The 14,863-nt window shown below is 63.9% G+C and carries 21 protein-coding genes; 3 read left to right on the forward strand and 18 right to left on the reverse strand.

Annotation, left to right across the window (positions count from 1 at the left end; all coding sequences use genetic code 11):
* Positions 1–38: 38 nt before the first annotated feature.
* The 3 genes from ACH79_RS05705 to ACH79_RS05715 all read right to left on the reverse strand — a co-directional run bounded on the left by ACH79_RS05705 (position 39) and on the right by ACH79_RS05715 (position 1,411).
* A complete protein-coding gene (locus ACH79_RS05705; RefSeq protein ID WP_161850135.1) occupies positions 39–575 on the reverse strand; it encodes an SRPBCC family protein in 537 nt (178 codons plus the stop codon).
* Between the two features lie 37 nt (positions 576–612).
* Complete coding sequence (locus ACH79_RS05710) at positions 613–1,026, reverse strand: DoxX family protein (RefSeq protein WP_161850136.1); 414 nt, start codon at positions 1,024–1,026, stop codon at positions 613–615.
* A 187-nt stretch (positions 1,027–1,213) separates the two neighbouring features.
* Entirely contained in the window at positions 1,214–1,411 is a 198-nt protein-coding gene (locus tag ACH79_RS05715) for a hypothetical protein (protein WP_161850137.1), read from the reverse strand.
* Between ACH79_RS05715 and ACH79_RS45010 the strand changes: the two genes are divergently transcribed.
* Positions 1,350–1,682, forward strand: a complete 333-nt coding sequence (locus tag ACH79_RS45010) for a DUF6006 family protein (RefSeq protein ID WP_371419449.1) — start codon at positions 1,350–1,352, stop codon at positions 1,680–1,682. The two genes, ACH79_RS05715 and ACH79_RS45010, sit on opposite strands and share 62 nt — an antisense overlap.
* Before the next feature lie 46 nt (positions 1,683–1,728).
* Here ACH79_RS45010 and ACH79_RS05720 read toward each other — a convergent pair whose 3' ends face one another.
* The 3 genes from ACH79_RS05720 to ACH79_RS05730 all read right to left on the reverse strand — a co-directional run bounded on the left by ACH79_RS05720 (position 1,729) and on the right by ACH79_RS05730 (position 3,663).
* Positions 1,729–3,000 (reverse strand): RNA polymerase sigma factor, encoded by a 1,272-nt coding sequence (locus tag ACH79_RS05720; protein ID WP_161850138.1) that lies wholly within the window; start codon positions 2,998–3,000, stop codon positions 1,729–1,731.
* Positions 2,997–3,365, reverse strand: coding sequence for a YciI family protein (locus ACH79_RS05725; RefSeq protein WP_161850139.1), 369 nt, complete (start codon positions 3,363–3,365; stop codon positions 2,997–2,999). The genes ACH79_RS05720 and ACH79_RS05725 overlap by 4 nt, the downstream gene beginning before the upstream one ends.
* A gap of 82 nt (positions 3,366–3,447) precedes the next feature.
* Complete coding sequence (locus tag ACH79_RS05730; RefSeq protein WP_161850140.1) at positions 3,448–3,663, reverse strand: hypothetical protein; 216 nt, start codon at positions 3,661–3,663, stop codon at positions 3,448–3,450.
* 138 nt (positions 3,664–3,801) lie between these two features.
* Between ACH79_RS05730 and ACH79_RS05735 the strand changes: the two genes are divergently transcribed.
* A complete protein-coding gene (locus ACH79_RS05735) occupies positions 3,802–4,767 on the forward strand; it encodes a glyoxylate/hydroxypyruvate reductase A (protein ID WP_161856232.1) in 966 nt (321 codons plus the stop codon).
* Between the two features lie 97 nt (positions 4,768–4,864).
* Here the strand turns inward: ACH79_RS05735 and ACH79_RS05740 are convergent, their stop codons facing one another.
* Both ACH79_RS05740 and ACH79_RS05745 read right to left on the reverse strand, forming a co-directional pair.
* The gene (locus tag ACH79_RS05740) at positions 4,865–5,293 is read right to left on the reverse strand and encodes a VOC family protein (RefSeq protein WP_161850141.1); all 429 of its coding nucleotides are present in this window, start codon (positions 5,291–5,293) and stop codon (positions 4,865–4,867) included.
* An 87-nt stretch (positions 5,294–5,380) separates the two neighbouring features.
* Positions 5,381–6,037 (reverse strand): TetR/AcrR family transcriptional regulator, encoded by a 657-nt coding sequence (locus ACH79_RS05745; RefSeq protein ID WP_161850142.1) that lies wholly within the window; start codon positions 6,035–6,037, stop codon positions 5,381–5,383.
* A gap of 103 nt (positions 6,038–6,140) precedes the next feature.
* Here ACH79_RS05745 and ACH79_RS05750 point away from each other — a divergent pair, with 103 nt between their 5' ends.
* Positions 6,141–6,785, forward strand: coding sequence for a glutathione binding-like protein (locus ACH79_RS05750; protein WP_161850143.1), 645 nt, complete (start codon positions 6,141–6,143; stop codon positions 6,783–6,785).
* A gap of 61 nt (positions 6,786–6,846) precedes the next feature.
* Here the strand turns inward: ACH79_RS05750 and ACH79_RS05755 are convergent, their stop codons facing one another.
* From ACH79_RS05755 to ruvC, 10 genes are all read right to left on the reverse strand, one after another.
* Positions 6,847–7,413 (reverse strand): TetR/AcrR family transcriptional regulator, encoded by a 567-nt coding sequence (locus ACH79_RS05755; RefSeq protein ID WP_161850144.1) that lies wholly within the window; start codon positions 7,411–7,413, stop codon positions 6,847–6,849.
* Between the two features lie 4 nt (positions 7,414–7,417).
* Positions 7,418–7,885, reverse strand: a complete 468-nt coding sequence (locus ACH79_RS05760; protein WP_161850145.1) for a nuclear transport factor 2 family protein — start codon at positions 7,883–7,885, stop codon at positions 7,418–7,420.
* 73 nt (positions 7,886–7,958) lie between these two features.
* Positions 7,959–8,411, reverse strand: coding sequence for a tol-pal system-associated acyl-CoA thioesterase (ybgC, locus tag ACH79_RS05765; protein ID WP_161850146.1), 453 nt, complete (start codon positions 8,409–8,411; stop codon positions 7,959–7,961).
* 68 nt (positions 8,412–8,479) lie between these two features.
* On the reverse strand, positions 8,480–9,391 hold the full coding sequence (locus tag ACH79_RS05770) for a metallophosphoesterase (RefSeq protein ID WP_161850147.1): 912 nt from the start codon (positions 9,389–9,391) through the stop codon (positions 8,480–8,482).
* A 94-nt stretch (positions 9,392–9,485) separates the two neighbouring features.
* A complete protein-coding gene (locus ACH79_RS05775; protein WP_161850148.1) occupies positions 9,486–10,355 on the reverse strand; it encodes a DUF6869 domain-containing protein in 870 nt (289 codons plus the stop codon).
* 92 nt (positions 10,356–10,447) lie between these two features.
* Positions 10,448–11,497, reverse strand: a complete 1,050-nt coding sequence (gene ruvB, locus ACH79_RS05780) for a Holliday junction branch migration DNA helicase RuvB (RefSeq protein ID WP_161850149.1) — start codon at positions 11,495–11,497, stop codon at positions 10,448–10,450.
* The gene (locus ACH79_RS05785; protein WP_161850150.1) at positions 11,494–11,913 is read right to left on the reverse strand and encodes a cytidine deaminase; all 420 of its coding nucleotides are present in this window, start codon (positions 11,911–11,913) and stop codon (positions 11,494–11,496) included. The genes ruvB and ACH79_RS05785 overlap by 4 nt, the downstream gene beginning before the upstream one ends.
* 380 nt (positions 11,914–12,293) lie before the next feature.
* Entirely contained in the window at positions 12,294–13,322 is a 1,029-nt protein-coding gene (locus ACH79_RS05790) for an IS110 family transposase (RefSeq protein ID WP_161849768.1), read from the reverse strand.
* 185 nt (positions 13,323–13,507) lie between these two features.
* Positions 13,508–14,125, reverse strand: coding sequence for a Holliday junction branch migration protein RuvA (gene ruvA / locus ACH79_RS05795; RefSeq protein WP_161850151.1), 618 nt, complete (start codon positions 14,123–14,125; stop codon positions 13,508–13,510).
* Positions 14,126–14,261: 136 nt separating this feature from the next.
* The gene (gene ruvC / locus ACH79_RS05800) at positions 14,262–14,789 is read right to left on the reverse strand and encodes a crossover junction endodeoxyribonuclease RuvC (RefSeq protein WP_161850152.1); all 528 of its coding nucleotides are present in this window, start codon (positions 14,787–14,789) and stop codon (positions 14,262–14,264) included.
* Positions 14,790–14,863 lie beyond the last annotated feature (74 nt).

The following is a 14,863-nucleotide window of genomic DNA, read 5'->3' on the forward strand; positions in this document are numbered from 1 at the left end:
GCCTAGGCTGCGCCGCGTCCGCCGCACGATAGCGGCGCTCATTTTTCGGTGAGCGTCTTCAGATTGGCGAGACCGGCTTCGAAGTCCCGGCCGATCATGCGGTCCAGATTCATGAACACCTGTATCAACTTGGACATGAAGTTGGCCGGTCCATACATCAGCCACGTGACATGAGTGGCATCGCCCTGCGGCAGCATTGTGAACTCGGCGGTGTTGTGGCCTTCGAACGGAGTAAAGAAATCGAGCTTGATGACGATCTTCGACGGCGCCGTGCTTTCGAGGATCTCCATGCGGCCGGAGCCGACATTCTTGTCGCCGTCCCAGGCGTAGACGGCGCCCTTGCCGCGCTCGGCGCCCTCATAGCTGCGCTTCATTGCGGGGTCCTTGTTTTCATAGGGCGACCATTTCAGCCATTGATGAAAATCAGAGATCAGCGGGAAGATCGTTTCCGGCGGCGCCTTGATGCGGATCGCGCGCTCTACGCGGAGCGTGCTCGGTTTGGTCGCGGCGATCGCGAGAACGGCTGCGACGGCGACGGCAAGTATGATGGCGATGATGGCAATGACTTCGAGCATGTTCGGCTCCATGGCGGAAAATTTTCGTTAAAACACGTCAGCGGCGGAAGGGGATCAGGCCACGCAGATTGCGATCCCGCAGCCATAGCCCACCCCACAGCATCAGGCCGAGGTAGAGCCCGAACAGCGTGTGCGTAAACAAGGGGCTGTCGATCCGGACATGCGAGGCGATCGCGCCGCCGAGATAGCCGGTGAGCAGGATCGCGCCGAGGATAGAGGTCGGCGGAATGGCGTAGAGCAAGGTGCAGACGATGGTGATGGCGCCGAGGCCGCGCATCATCGCGTCGCTCGAACCGTACCCCATCCGGTCCATGGTTTCCGTGACGATCGGCCATGGCACCAGCTTGATGGCGCCGTCGACCATCAGGAACAGGATGACGAGGCCGGACAGGATGCGGCCAACCCAGCGTGCGGGATTGGAGACGGGCGCAGTCTCGGTGATGATGGTCATGATGGACCCCGTTGTCTTGAATGGCGGTTCGAATTCAAGACGAGCGAGGCGGGCGGAAACCGACAGGGGCTTGCATTTTTTTCGCGCTGGACCGCGACGAAAGACCTCAGTCATCCCTTCTGGATGGTGTGAGCTGCTTCATATCAGAAGCGAGCAGGCAGGAAGCAATACTACCTTTGCGTGATCTTCATCCGTTGTCCAATAGAGGTAGAATAGCGATGGCCCGTTCAAAATCGCCAATGACGGCAGCGAAGCGAATGATGCTCGTGATCCCCTGCGGCTTGGCCTTGTGCTTTGCCGTTTCCGATTCGGCCTCTGCCAGCATGCTCGTTGGCTGGTGGGGCGGTAAGTGGTCGTGCAATATCGACGGCCGTTCGGCCCGCATGAGGTGGACTCCAGTAGAGGCCGGAGTCAACATGTGTGACGAGAATGGTCGGAACTGCGTCAGAAACGACAGGCTACGATGGCTGGGCGGTTTTTCCGACAATGGCTCGCGTGAGGTGAGACTGACCGACGCACGTGAGGGATCGCGAGGCGGGCTCAACTTCCGTCATGCCGACGGCAATCATTGGTATTTGGCTAAACCCGCAGGCAATAAGGCCACAGGCTGGACCACCTGGAATGGTCGGCGCTATCCGCTGTCGTGCTGGCGATAGATGTCGTGGGCATGCTTCAAAACCCCTTGTGGGAGAAGGAAAGAGGCTACTTCCCTGCCTTCTTGCCGCGGGGCTGGCTGTCGCGCTGCAGGCGGTCGAGGTGCATGCGGATGTGGGCGGCTTCGGCCGACGTGTTCGCCAGCGCAATGGCGCGGTCGAAGGCGGTGCGGGCCTCCTCGTTGCGGCCTAGCTGCATCAGGAAGGCACCGCGCACGCCGAAGTAATGGAAATAGTTCGAGAGGCGCTGGCCTAAGGGCTCGATCATGTCGAGCGCGGCCTCCGGCCCTTTCACCTTGGACACCGCAACCGCACGGTTCAGCGTCACCACCGGCGATGGCTGCATGATCTCCAGCGCGCCATAGAGCAGGTCGATCTGGGTCCAGTCGGTATCCTCAGGCTTTTCGGCGCGGGCATGCAGCGCCGCGATCGCGGCCTGCACCTGGTACGGCCCGCTGCGGCGATGGCGCATCGCCTTGTCGATCAGCGCCAGCCCCTCGGCGATCATCGGCTTGTTCCAGAGCGACCGGTCCTGATCGTCGAGCAGGATCACCGCGCCGTCGGCATCGAACCGCGCCGCGGAGCGCGCATGCTGCAGCAACAACAGCGCCGTGAGCCCCATGATCTCCGGCTCGCTCTGGAACAGCCGCAGCAAGAGCCGCGCCAGGCGAATGGCTTCCTCGCACAGCGGCGAGCGAATTTCAGCGGTGTCGCCTGAGGCCGAATAGCCCTCGTTGAAGATCAAATAGATCATGGCGGCGACAGAGGTGAGGCGCTCGGAGCGCTCCACCGCGCCCGGCGTTTCGAACGGCACATCGGCATCGGCAACGCGCGCCTTTGCCCGGGTAATGCGCTGCTCCATGGCGGCTTCCGAGACCAGGAAGGCGCGCGCGATCTGCTTGACCGTGAGCCCCGAGACGATCCGCAACGCGAGCGCAATCTGCTGCGTCGCCGGCAGGTCCGGATGGCAGCAGATGAACAGCAGCCGCAGGATGTCGTCGCGGTAGTGCGAGCCGTCGAGGCGCTCGGCAAGCTGTTCCTCGGCGTCGTCGAGGTCGGAGATCGCCTCGTCCTCCGGCAGCGCCTCCTGCTTCTTGCTCCGCCTGATGTCGTCGATCGCGACATTGCGCCCGACCATGATCAGCCACGCCGCGGGATCGCGCGGCGGGCCGTTCTGCGGCCAGCTCCTCAGCGCCCGCAGGCAGGCGTTCTGGAATGCTTCCTCGGCGGTATCGAGATTGCGGAAGTAACGCAGCAACGCACCGACCGCCTGGGGGCGAGCCGAAGTCAGCGCGGCATCGATCCAGGCGGTATCGGTCATGGCTGCACGCTCCCCGGCCTGAACACGCCGACAGGGCGGATCTCATAAGCGCCACCGGGATTGGCTGCGCCCAGATCCCGCGCTACCTCGACCGCCTCGTCGAGATTCTTGCAGTCGACGACATAGAAGCCGAGCAACTGCTCCTTGGTTTCGGCATAGGGTCCGTCGAGTACCAGCGGCGGATCGTCCTTGCGCAGCGTGGTCGCCGCCGTCGTCGGCAATAGCCGCGCCACCGGGCCGAGCCGGCCCTGCTTGGCGAGTTTTTCCTGTACGACCGCAAGCTTCGTCATGACCGCGGCGTCCTGTTCCTTGGTCCAGGAACCGACATGGTCTTCGTCGTGATAGCAAAGGATGGCGTAAAGCATGGCGGCAAAGCATCTCCGTTGTCATGATGACGAACGATTATGCCCGGAGCCGACAGGGGCGTCGAAGAAATTTTGAGATGTTTCAGGGACCGATGATCGGAGGCGGCGGCGGATTGAAGTGCCGGCAGGTGTGGACGATCGCCTTGGAACAAAGGCTGCACACGGCGAGAACCAGAAGGAAGGTCTTTGCCGTTCTCCAGAAGGCTTCGATCCCGGTGATGCCCCTGCTGCGGCTGTTCCGCCAGGAAAGCGCCAGCGAGACCGCTACCACTGCGGCAATGACAGCCGCTATCACCATGACAAGCCATGATTGGCGCGGAACGGCATCAATTTGCGCATCTGAAGCCTCCCTTGCTGGATCAAAGGAGGCTAGAGAAGCGGTTCGATCCGCGATGTGAGACGGGTCACGCCGGATGGCGAGGCGAAAGGAATGGCAATGACGAAGGGTGCGCTCGCGCTGCTGGTGCATGGCGGGACTGAAAACTGGTCGCCACAGCGCTGGAAGGACCGGTTCGACGAAGTTTGCGCGGGGCGGCCCGTGCTGCAATTGCCGAGCACGTCGTTCGACCCGGCCGATGTACATTACGCCGCGGTGTGGAAGCCACAGCCGGGCGAGCTTGCCGCCTTTCCCAATCTGCGCGTCATCTTCAATCTCGGCGCCGGCGTCGATGCGCTGATGGCCGATCGTTCATTGCCCGACGTGCCGCTGGTGCGCGTCGCCGTCACCGACCTGACCGCGCGGATGACCGAATATGTCGTGCTGCATGTGTTGATGCATCACCGACAGGAACTCTATTTGCGGGAGTCGCAGCGCGAAAAACGCTGGGCGCCGAAATCGCAATGGGCGGCGGGGGCTGTTACCGTCGGCATCATGGGGCTTGGCACGCTCGGCGCCGATGCCGCCGACGTGCTGCGGCGCCTCGGCTTCCGCGTCTGTGGCTGGAGCCGAAGCCCCAAGGCCATCGACGGCATCGATTGCTTTCATGGCGAAGCACAGTTCGACGCGTTCCTGCGGCGAACCGACATCCTGGTCTGCCTGCTGCCGCTGACGCCGGAGACGCGACACATTCTCAATCGCGACGTTTTCAGGAAACTGAACCGGACCAGCCCGCTCGGCGCGCCGGTCGTGATCAACGCCGGCCGCGGCGGCCTGCAGAACGAGGCCGACATCCTGCAATGCCTCGACGACGGCACGCTCGGTGGCGCCTCGCTCGACGTCTACGCGACCGAGCCGTTGCCCGCCGACAGCCGGTTCTGGACCCACCCAAAAGTGGTACTGACCCCGCACAACGCCGCCGACACCGATCCAGACGAGATATCAAAATATGTCGCGCAGCAGATCGCACGGTTTGAGGCCGGCGGGGCACTGGAGAATGTGGTGGATCGCGGACGGGGGTATTGATCTCCGTCATTGCGAGCGAAGCGAAGCAATCCATCTCTCCACACGTGCGGATGGATGGATTGCTTCGTCGCTTGCGCTCCTCGCAATGACGGAGCCCCTACCCCTTCGCCGGAAGATTGTGCGCAAAGCTCCAGGAATGGCCGAACGGGTCCATGATGCGGGCGTAGCGGTCGCCCCAGAATGAATCCCACGGCTCCAGCGTGACGGTGGCGCCGGCGTCCTTCGCGCGCTTCACGGCGGCATCGCAGTTCTCGACTTCGAGATGCATGGTAACCGAGGTGCCTTTGATCTGGTCGGGCGGAAACACCGCGTCCACGCCGTGGGAGCCGCGATGCTCGGGAAAGTCGTCCATGACGAAAATCCGCGCGCCGTTGACGCGGATCTCCGAATGCATCAGCCGCCTGCCGTCCTCGGCCGGCATCCGCATGGTTTCGGTGGCGCCGAGCGCCTTCTTGTAGAACTCGAGCGCGGCGTTCGCGTCGCGAACGACGAGATGGGGGGTGACGATCTGGACGGGTTCGGTCATTTCGAGGTTCCTCCTTTTTGGAGCACGTCATGAAGACGAGCGAGGAAACCGGAAACCGACAGGGCACAGCAACGCAGGGACGACCGATTATTTCGCCGCCCCGACCATCACGCCGATCGCGCCGTTGACGAGCGCTTCGAGCTCCTTGCGCGGCGTCCTGGCGCGGGCACGGATCGCGATCGTGTGAATGGTGGCGGAGGCAAGTTGCGCCAGCACGATCGCGTCGGCGCTCTCCGGTAGCTCGCCCTTCTCCTTGGCGAGCCGGAAACAGCGGGCAAAAGCCTTGTCGAGTTCGGCAAAGCCTTCCAGCACCATGGCGCGGATATCGGGATCGTGCACCGCCTCGGAAGCCGCGGTCATCACCGTGAAGCAGCCGCGCGGGCCGGATTCGCCGGACAAATAGATGTCGAGCGCCACCGCATAGATGCGCTCCAGGCGCCGGCGGATCGGCAGCTCATCCCTGAAAATGTTTCCCATCGCGACCCGCGCATCCTCGCGATAGCGCCGGTAGCTCTTGATGAAGAGTTCGCGCTTGTCGCCGAACGCGCCATAGAGGCTCGGCCGGTTCATGCCGGTGGCGGCGGAGAGATCGTCCAGCGATGTCGCCGCAAAGCCGTCCTTGCGAAACAGGTCAAGCGCCTTGCCGAGCGCCACGTCCGGCTCGTAGGCGCGCGGGCGGCCGCGGCGCTTGGGCGCGACAGGTGCATCGATCCGGGGAACCGGGGGCCTTCTTTTTTGTACCATTTCGCAATAAATTCCTTGACCGGATTTATATTATGCGGGACGGTATAAAAATCAACCGACCCGGCCCAGACGGCGCGGTTGATCAACCGCCAAGGAGGCAACTATGGATCTCTATTTCTCGCCGCTCGCCTGCTCGCTGGCGACTAGGATCGCGCTGTATGAAGCCGGCGCCGAGGCCAACTATCTCGAGGTCGACCCCAAGACCAAGGTGGTGCAGAAGGACGGCTCGGATTTCCGCGCGGTCAATCCGCTTGGGCTGGTGCCGACGCTGCGCACCGACGACGGGACGGTGCTGACGGAGAACGCGGCGATCCTGCAATATGTCGCCGATCGATTTCCAACGGCCGGCATCTCGGCCAACTCCGCTGAAGAGCGCAGCCGCCTGCATCAATGGCTCTGCTTCATCGGCACCGAACTGCACAAGGCGCTGTTTGTGCCGCTGCTCGACAAGACGGCGCCGCAGGATGCGAAGACCTATGCGCTCACCAAGAACCTGTCGCGGCTCGACTATCTCGAGAACTACCTGAAGGGCCGTGAATTCCTGCTCGATCACTTCAGCGTGGCGGACGCCTATCTCGTCACCATCATCAACTGGACGATGGCGACGCCGCCGGTCGAACTGGCGAAATGGCCAAACGTGAAGGCCTATTACGAACGACTGCGCGCCCGCCCAAGCATCGCGAAGGCGACCGCCGAGGAGTTCGAATTGTACAAGGCCGAACTCGCGCGGCACAAGGCGGCGGCGTAAGGCGTAGTTTACGAGAAAGCGCAGCCCGGATGGAGCGAAAGCTCCATCCGGGCTGCGGATCTCACTCCGGCGGTGCCAGCAGCCGCTTCGTCAGTTCCGTCAACGCCCGGCGAAATATCGAAGCGTCCCCCCGCGCCCGCGCCAGCACCAGCGCGCCCTGAATGGTCAACAGCGCATCTTCCGCGCGCCGCTGCGCCTGGCTCTTGCTCAATCCTGACCGCCGCAACAGCGATACCAACGCCACCTGCCAGCGCGCAAAATAGCCATCGACCGCCTCGGCAAAAGCATCGCGCGCCGAGCCGAGCGCCACCAGTCCGACCAGGCAGACGCGATCGCCGGAATGAAAATACTGGTCGACGCCCGCAATCATCGCGGCGATCGCGCGCGTGGGATCGTCGGCTTCGCGCAGGGGCGCAAAGATATTGAGCTCGAACCAGGCGTCGATCTCGGCCAGCACCTCAGCGGCCATCTGCTCCTTGCCGCCCGGAAACAGGTGATAAAGGCTGCCCTTGCCAAGCCCGGTGGCCTCCGTGATCAGCGTCAGCGAGGCGCCTTCATAGCCGTGGGCGCGAAATACCTCGCCGAGCGCGCGCAGCACCTCTGTGCGCTCGACGCCCTTCTTCAACATCCGGTCATAGCGGGGTCTCGCTCAATCCCGCGACATCGGCGGGCCGGGGGCCCGGGGCCGGCCAGTGGAAGCGACGCTCGCTCTCCTTGATGGTGATGTCGTTGATGCTGGCCTCGCGCCGTCGCATCAATCCGTGCTCGTCGAACTCCCACTGCTCGTTGCCATAGGAGCGATGCCACTGCCCGGCATCGTCGTGCCATTCATACTGGAAGCGCACCGCGATGCGGTTCTGGTCGAACGCCCAGAGGTCCTTGATCAGGCGATAGTCGTGCTCCCTGGCCCATTTGCGGGTGAGGAATTCGACGATGGCCTCGCGGCCCTGGAAGAACTCGGAGCGATTGCGCCAGCGGCTGTCCTCGGTATAGGCCAGCGACACCCGTACCGGATCGCGCGAGTTCCAGGCGTCCTCGGCCATGCGCGCCTTTTGCGCGGCGGTTTCACGGGTGAAGGGCGGCAGCGGCGGACGCGACATGACAATTTCTCCGGATTGGCGATGCGGAGATTGTACCGATCGGTACAGAGAGTCAATCCGCAGATTATTCCACTTATTCCGCCAGATCCGCCTTCATCAACAGCCGCAGCGATCTCGGGATCGGCTTCGCTCGCCCCTCGCTGATGAAGGCGACGCGCACCTCGGCCTTGACCAGCACCTCGTCGGCGCGCCGCACCTCCTGCGCCAGCGTGATCGAGGCGCCCTTCACCGCGACCGGCCACGTCACGACGTCGAGCACATCGTCCATCCGCGCGGGGCGCAGAAAATCGAGCTCCATCGAGCGCACCACGAAGGCAAAGCCCGGTGTTTCCTCCTGCGCCTGTTCGAACAGCGCGTGCTGGGAAGCGCCCATCAACCGCAGATGGTTGGTGCGCCCGCGCTCCATGAAGCGCAGGTAATTGGCGTGATAGACGATGCCGGAAAAATCGGTGTCCTCGTAATAGACACGGACCTGCATGTGATGGCGGCCATCGCGGATCTCGCCGTCGAGAATGGGTAATGTCACTTGCGGTTCCTGACGCGCTGGAAAGCACTGGTTTTGCGCAAATCCAGCAGGTGCGCAAGCGCTGGCGGCTATGCCACCGCCGGCCTTGCCGCACCCAGCGTCACCAGCACGATCTCCGGCGGCACGCCAAGGCGGAACGGCATGATGCTGCAGCCGAGGCCGCCGGAGACGACGACGTCGCAGTTCATCTTGATGTGGCCATAGGCGAGCTGCTGTCCGGACGGTGAGATCGGCGACCAGCCGAGCATCCGCACCTGGCCGCCATGGGTATGGCCGGAGAGCTGCAGCGCGACGCGCGAGGGCACGCGCCGGGCGATGTCGGGCTCGTGCGCCATCAGAACCACGGGCGCATCGTCGGTGACCTTCGCCAGCGTCGCGCCGAGATCATCGACGCCGATGCGCTTGAGCGGCCGGAAGCGGCGCGCCGGCATGTAAGCGAGCTGGTCGCCGAGACCTGCCAGCCAGAACGAGTGGCCATTCTTGCTGAGCTTCTTGGCGTCGTTTTCGTAAACGGGAATGCCGACGGCTTCGAGCGCGCGGCCCGCGCTCGGCAGCCCCTGCCCCTCGCGCTGCACGGTCTTGTCTTCCCACCAGTCGTGATTGCCGAGCACCGCATGCACGCCGAGCGGCGCCTTCAATCCCGCCAGCACCGCCGCCCATTCGGCATCGGGGATGATGCGCGTCACCTTGCGATGTCCGGTCACATAGTCGCCGAGCATGACGACGATGTCAGGTTTGAGCGCATTGGTGCGTTCGACGATGTCGCGGATGTGATCGACCGACATCCAGGGATCGCAGGCATGGAGGTCGGCGATGGCAGCGATCTTGAGCTTGAGCCCGGCCGGCCATTGCGGCGGCGAGACGTTGTACCTGGTGACGCGAAGTCGGACGACCGGCGCGCTGAATCCATAAGCGGTGGTGGAGACGCCCAGCGCGCCCAATCCACCCATGCCCTTTAGAAAATGACGGCGTGTTAACATGTGATCCAATCGTGATGCACCGCCAACATGGTGGCGGATTGAGCCCGAATTGCGGTCCGTTTGTGCAGAACGCCAGCAGAGCTCCAGCAACTTCTCACCAGCGGTTCTGCCCTACCAGAGCATCCAGCCGCGCCTTCAGTTCCTCCGGCGCGCGATAATACCAGACGCCGCCGAGCAAATCGTGGAAGCGCTTGTTGGCGGCAGCCTCGCGCTCGATGCGGTCGATGGTCTCCATGCTGATGACGTCCTCGAGCGGACCTGCCGCTAGCAGCGACAGCAACACCGGATTGGCCTCGATCTTCAGGATCTCGACGATCAAGTCGATAGCCTTATCGGGGTACTCCTCCCGGAGATCACGCTCGTAGTCCATCATGGCAAAGAAATTGTTGTCGCGGTCGCGCTCGGATTTCGAACATTGCTCGACCCAGGCGTGCGCCAGTTCGGCCACCGACATCGCCTCACAATCGAGCGGGCGTTTTGGCGTGCGGCGCGCGCGATCGTCGGCGCGCCAGCCCTTGCTGTCGGCAATCGCCTCGATGCGGCGCTTGAGCGGCTCATCGGGACCGAAGTGAATTCCGCCGAGCAGCCAGCGCAGTGCGGCATTCTGTTTCGCCTCGGCCTCGATCCGCTCGATCGCGGCGTCGCCATGCGCATAGAGCAGCGACAGCATGAACTTGTCGTTGAGCTGCATGATGGTCGGCTTGTCTTTCTCGGATCGCAGCACTTCGAGCGCGAGGTCGAACGCGCGGTCCGGCCACTTGTGCGGCAGATGGTCGAAATAGAGGATCGCCGCCCAGGCGGCGCCGGTCTGGTCGCGACGGCTCAGGCGCTGCAACGCGCCCCACATCGAGGCCAGTTCCGGCATCGGCATGGCATCGAGGAAGGTCTCGGTATCGTCGGGCGTCGCCAGTTCCGGCGCCGCCGTGATCAGGGCCATCATGTCAGCGTCTTCGGTCGAAGCCATCGGTATCTGCACTCCAGGGCGAGCAAAGCTAGGCGCTCAGCGCTAGACGTTTTGCCCTTAGTGCATCTCTGGAATGATCGGGTTCGAAGGGCTCAATCGTCGCTGTCGCCGTTGCCGAACAGGCCGAACTGCGCAGGATCGCGCGCGGGTTCCGCGAGGCCGAGGTGGCGGAAGGCGTGCGAGGTGAGCAGCCGACCGCGCGGGGTGCGCTGCAGATAGCCGCACTGGATGAGATACGGCTCGATGATGTCCTCGATCGCGTCGCGCGGTTCCGACAGCGCCGCCGCCATGGTTTCGACGCCGACCGGGCCGCCGCCGTAGTTCATTGCGATCGTCGTGAGATAGCGCCGGTCCATGGCGTCCAGGCCTGCGGCATCGACTTCCAGTGCGCTCAGCGCGTGGTCCGCGATGGCGCGGTCGACGGAGCTTGCATCCGCTGCGGAAGCAAAATCGCGCACGCGGCGAAGCAGGCGCCCCGCGATGCGCGGCGTGCCGCGGGCACGGCGTGCGATCTCGTTGGCGCCGTCGGCCGTCATGCCGATGTTGAGCACGCGGGCGCCGCGGCTGACGATCTTCTCCAGCTCTTCCTCGGTGTAGAAATTCAGCCGGATCGGAATGCCGAAACGGTCGCGCAGCGGATTGGTCAACAGCCCCGCGCGCGTGGTGGCGCCAACGAGCGTGAATTTCGCCAACTCAATCTTGACCGAACGCGACGCCGGCCCCTCGCCGATGATGAGGTCGAGTTGAAAATCCTCCATTGCGGGATAGAGCACTTCCTCGACCGCCGGGCTGAGGCGATGGATTTCGTCGATGAACAGAACATCGCGCTCTTCGAGATTGGTGAGCAGCGCCGCGAGATCGCCGGCCTTGGCGATCACGGGACCCGAGGTGGCGCGAAAGCCGACGCCGAGTTCGCGCGCGACGATTTGCGCCAGCGTGGTCTTGCCAAGTCCGGGAGGGCCGACGAACAGCACGTGATCCAGCGCCTCGCCCCGCTTGCGCGCCGCCTCGATGAAGATCGAGAGATTTTTTCGCGCCTGCGCCTGGCCGACGAACTCCGACAGCAGTTGCGGGCGCAGCGCGGTGTCGCCGACGTCGTCGGAACGGCGCTCGGGCGTGACGATGCGGGAGGGGGTGTTCACTCGTTGCCCCTGCGGTACTTGTTGGGCAGAAGCTCGTCGATAGTGACGACCTTCGGCTCGCGGCCATTGTCGGGAACGATGACCTGCGCCTTGGTGTCGTAATCGTGGATCAGCTCGCGGCAGATGCCGCAGGGCGATACAACGGCGATATTGCCGCGCTCATCCGGCTTGGGATGGCGCACGGCGACGATGGTCTCGATGCCGCGATCGCCGGTTTCGGTGATGGCGCGGCCGATGGCAATTGCTTCGGCGCAGACGGCGATGCGGCCGATATAGGCGTCGATATTCACGCCGGTGACGATGCGGCCGTCGCGGGTGCGCAGCGCAGCGCCGACCTCCTGCCAGTCGTTGCGATAACGCCGGCTGATCGCGTCAGTCGCGGCGGCGATCAGTTCTTTGTCTTTTTCGCTCAACATGGCGGAAATGCATTCCTTGGTAGGTCAGTGGCGATCGTAGATCGTGGGCTGGCAAAGGCAGGTCTCGCGCCGTGCCCACCATCCGGTTAATACATTAAATGGTGGGCACGCTTCGCTTTGCCCACCCTTCTGTAACGGGCCTCGATTAGTCAATCCCTTTGCGTTGTCCGCCCGCCGGGGTCTCGCTTCTGTACGGGGTCGGCGCAGGGCCGCCACCTGATGGGGTTGGAAGAGGATAGGTCGACCAATCTACGTTGTGCGTGCTCACGAGGGCGACCTGGTGGGCAACGGCCTGACCTGATCCATCGTCCCGGCGAAGGGACTTCGCTTCGAGAAGGCCTGGTGTTGTGACCCGCCCGAAAACTGTTGTGTCTCTCCTGTTAGGCTGCGGCAGCAGCGGCGTTAAAGGGTGTTCCGTCGGCGAGCATGCGATGCATGATCACCGCGAGCCGGCGCGCCAGCGCCACTTTGGCTTTGTTCGTGCCGGCGCGCCGTTTGATCCGCATGGCCCAGCTCTTCAATTGCGAACAGCCTTTGACCGGCTTGGTCAGCATGACGTTGGCGGCTTCGTAAAGCACCGTGCGCACCGAAGCATCACCGATCTTGCTGATCCGGCCGGTGTAGTCGGTCTCGCCGGATTGATGCTTCTTCGGGGTCAACCCGAAATGGGCTCCTGCCTGCTTCGACGATTTGAACCGGGCTGGATCGTCGATCGCGCTGGCATAGGTTAGCGCCACGATTGGGCCGACCGCCGGGACTGACGTCAGCAGCCGTGCTTGCATGTCGGATCGCACCATCCTGCGGATCTGCTTCTCGAAGGCTGCGAACTCGGCCCGCAGCACTGTTCGCACCGCTAGCAGCGCCTTGGCGATCGTTTGCAGGTGCGGGTGGCCCGCCACGAGCTCCTCGATCCGTCCCGCGAACGTCTGCCCGGTCGTCTTGCCAACCTTCAGGCCAAAACCGCGCAGGATCCCGCGCAGACTGTTCTCCACGTCGTGAAGCTTCGATTGCACCAGCTTGCGCGCCGTCAGCAGCGATCGGGTCTCTTGCGCACTCATCGATTTGCAATGCACTGGCCGGAACCAGCCCAGCCGCATCAGTTGCGCGATGCCGCGGGCATCGTTGCGATCCGACTTGACCGGCATCGCCTCGAACGCCTTCCGCACGTGCCGCGTCTCCAGCAGTTCCACGGCAAGGCCGGCTATCTTCATGGCCGCAAACAGCCATTGCGACAATGGTCCGGCCTCCAGCCCGATCCGCTCCAGGCCGAAGCCCAGCGAACCGAACCAGGCGATTAGGGCTTGCGGCTCGCTCGCCACCTTGGCCTCGCGCACGATCTTGCCATTGGCGTCGACAACGCACACGCTCGAGCATTCCAATGACACGTCGATTCCGGCATAATGCTCCATGGTCGTCTCTCCTTGATGCTTGGAGCGAGGCTCATCCCTCTGACTCCGTAACACCATCAATGTGAGGGACGACCGCCCGCCTTCCAGGCAGGTCGCGCGAAGCGCGCCACCCAACACCGCCGTAGCAAGCGCGGCTTGCCTGGAGGGTGGACCGGGGCCCGTTACCCCATCTACGGCCTCAACGCTCATTTCGCCAATTCCTTCAGGCCCAGCCGGATAAGCTGCGCGGTCTCGGCATTCTCGCCCGCACTGCGCGAGGCGGCGGCAATGGCGGCGGCCGCCTGCGGCTGGCCGTAGCCGAGATTGACCAGCGCCGAGATCGCATCGGTGACCGGGCGCGGCGCGCGGTCGTTGTCGATGGCGCCGGCGAGATGCACCACGGCCGGGTCGACATTGGCAAACGCGGGCGCCTTGTCCTTCAACTCGGACACGATGCGCTCGGCGACTTTCGGGCCGACGCCCGGCGTGCGCGACACCGCAGCCTTGTCGCGCAGCGCAATCGCATTGGCGAGTTCGGACGGCGGCAAGGTGCCAAGCACGGCAAGCGCGACCTTGGCGCCGACGCCCTGCACGGTCTGCAGCAGGCGAAACCATTCGCGCTCGGTGTCGGTGCGAAAACCGAACAGCTTTATTTGATCTTCGCGAACGTACGTCTCGATCGACAGTACCGCGGCCTCGCCGGGCGACGGCAACGCCTGCAGCGTGCGCGAGGAGCAATGCACCTGATAGCCGACGCCGCCGACATCGAGGATGACAAAATCCTCGCCGTAGGAATCGATCAGGCCCTTGAGCTTGCCGATCATGCTGGTGACCCGCAGACGATGGAGATTTCGTCATGGCCGGGCTTGTCCCGGCCATCCACGTCTCCTGCATCGACGACAAAAGACGTGGATGCCCGGCACAAGGCCGGGCATGACGGGTTGGAGATGTATCGACCGATCATAGGCTCGCCACCTTCAGCCGCAGCGCCGCGCCCTGGCGGTGATGCGCGTGCGTGATCGCAATCGCCAGCGCGTCCGCAGCGTCGGCGGATTTCGGTTCGGCCTTCGGCAGCAAAATTTTCAGCATCACGGCGATCTGGTTCTTGTCGGCGTGTCCGGCGCCGACCACGGTCTTCTTCACCTGATTGGGCGCATATTCCGCAACGGCAATACCGAGCATCGCGGGCGCCAGCATGGCGACGCCGCGGGCCTGCCCGAGTTTCAGCGTCGCGACGCCGTCCTTGTTGACGAAGGTCTGTTCGACCGCGGCCTCGGCGGGGCGGAAATCGCCGAGGACTGTGGCGAGCCCCTCATGGATCGCGAGCAGGCGGCTGGCCAGCGGCAGATCGTCCGGCGGCTCGACCGAGCCGCAGCCGATGAAGACCAGGCGGTTGCCCTCGGTCTCGATCACGCCCCAGCCGGTGCGGCGCAGGCCGGGGTCGATACCGATGATCCGGACGGGGTGGCGAATCGGTGGGGATGTCATGGCGTAGTGATAACGCCAGAGCCGGGTGAACGAAACATAAAGAGAACGGAAATCCCCTGCCCGTGGGGCCTGCC

This window comes from Bradyrhizobium sp. CCBAU 051011, from assembly GCF_009930815.1.
Taxonomy (GTDB): domain Bacteria; phylum Pseudomonadota; class Alphaproteobacteria; order Rhizobiales; family Xanthobacteraceae; genus Bradyrhizobium.

Bases quoted from the DNA above. Each gene is read 5' to 3' on its own strand.
- ACH79_RS05785 (WP_161850150.1), bottom strand. From the start codon at position 11,913: ATGTTGAGCGAAAAAGACAAAGAACTGATCGCCGCCGCGACTGACGCG.
- ruvA (WP_161850151.1), bottom strand. From the start codon at position 14,125: ATGATCGGCAAGCTCAAGGGCCTGATCGATTCCTACGGCGAGGATTTT.
- ACH79_RS05720 (WP_161850138.1), bottom strand. From the start codon at position 3,000: ATGACCGATACCGCCTGGATCGATGCCGCGCTGACTTCGGCTCGCCCC.
- ACH79_RS05705 (WP_161850135.1), bottom strand. From the start codon at position 575: ATGCTCGAAGTCATTGCCATCATCGCCATCATACTTGCCGTCGCCGTC.
- ACH79_RS05745 (WP_161850142.1), bottom strand. From the start codon at position 6,037: ATGGTACAAAAAAGAAGGCCCCCGGTTCCCCGGATCGATGCACCTGTC.
- ACH79_RS45010 (WP_371419449.1), top strand. From the start codon at position 1,350: ATGCTCGTTGGCTGGTGGGGCGGTAAGTGGTCGTGCAATATCGACGGC.
- ACH79_RS05775 (WP_161850148.1), bottom strand. From the start codon at position 10,355: ATGGCTTCGACCGAAGACGCTGACATGATGGCCCTGATCACGGCGGCG.
- ACH79_RS05755 (WP_161850144.1), bottom strand. From the start codon at position 7,413: ATGTTGAAGAAGGGCGTCGAGCGCACAGAGGTGCTGCGCGCGCTCGGC.
- ACH79_RS05710 (WP_161850136.1), bottom strand. From the start codon at position 1,026: ATGACCATCATCACCGAGACTGCGCCCGTCTCCAATCCCGCACGCTGG.
- ACH79_RS05770 (WP_161850147.1), bottom strand. From the start codon at position 9,391: ATGTTAACACGCCGTCATTTTCTAAAGGGCATGGGTGGATTGGGCGCG.
- ruvC (WP_161850152.1), bottom strand. From the start codon at position 14,789: ATGACATCCCCACCGATTCGCCACCCCGTCCGGATCATCGGTATCGAC.
- ACH79_RS05730 (WP_161850140.1), bottom strand. From the start codon at position 3,663: ATGGTGATAGCGGCTGTCATTGCCGCAGTGGTAGCGGTCTCGCTGGCG.
- ACH79_RS05760 (WP_161850145.1), bottom strand. From the start codon at position 7,885: ATGTCGCGTCCGCCGCTGCCGCCCTTCACCCGTGAAACCGCCGCGCAA.
- ACH79_RS05790 (WP_161849768.1), bottom strand. From the start codon at position 13,322: ATGGAGCATTATGCCGGAATCGACGTGTCATTGGAATGCTCGAGCGTG.
- ACH79_RS05740 (WP_161850141.1), bottom strand. From the start codon at position 5,293: ATGACCGAACCCGTCCAGATCGTCACCCCCCATCTCGTCGTTCGCGAC.
- ACH79_RS05715 (WP_161850137.1), bottom strand. From the start codon at position 1,411: ATGCGGGCCGAACGGCCGTCGATATTGCACGACCACTTACCGCCCCAC.
- ACH79_RS05735 (WP_161856232.1), top strand. From the start codon at position 3,802: ATGACGAAGGGTGCGCTCGCGCTGCTGGTGCATGGCGGGACTGAAAAC.
- ACH79_RS05725 (WP_161850139.1), bottom strand. From the start codon at position 3,365: ATGCTTTACGCCATCCTTTGCTATCACGACGAAGACCATGTCGGTTCC.
- ACH79_RS05750 (WP_161850143.1), top strand. From the start codon at position 6,141: ATGGATCTCTATTTCTCGCCGCTCGCCTGCTCGCTGGCGACTAGGATC.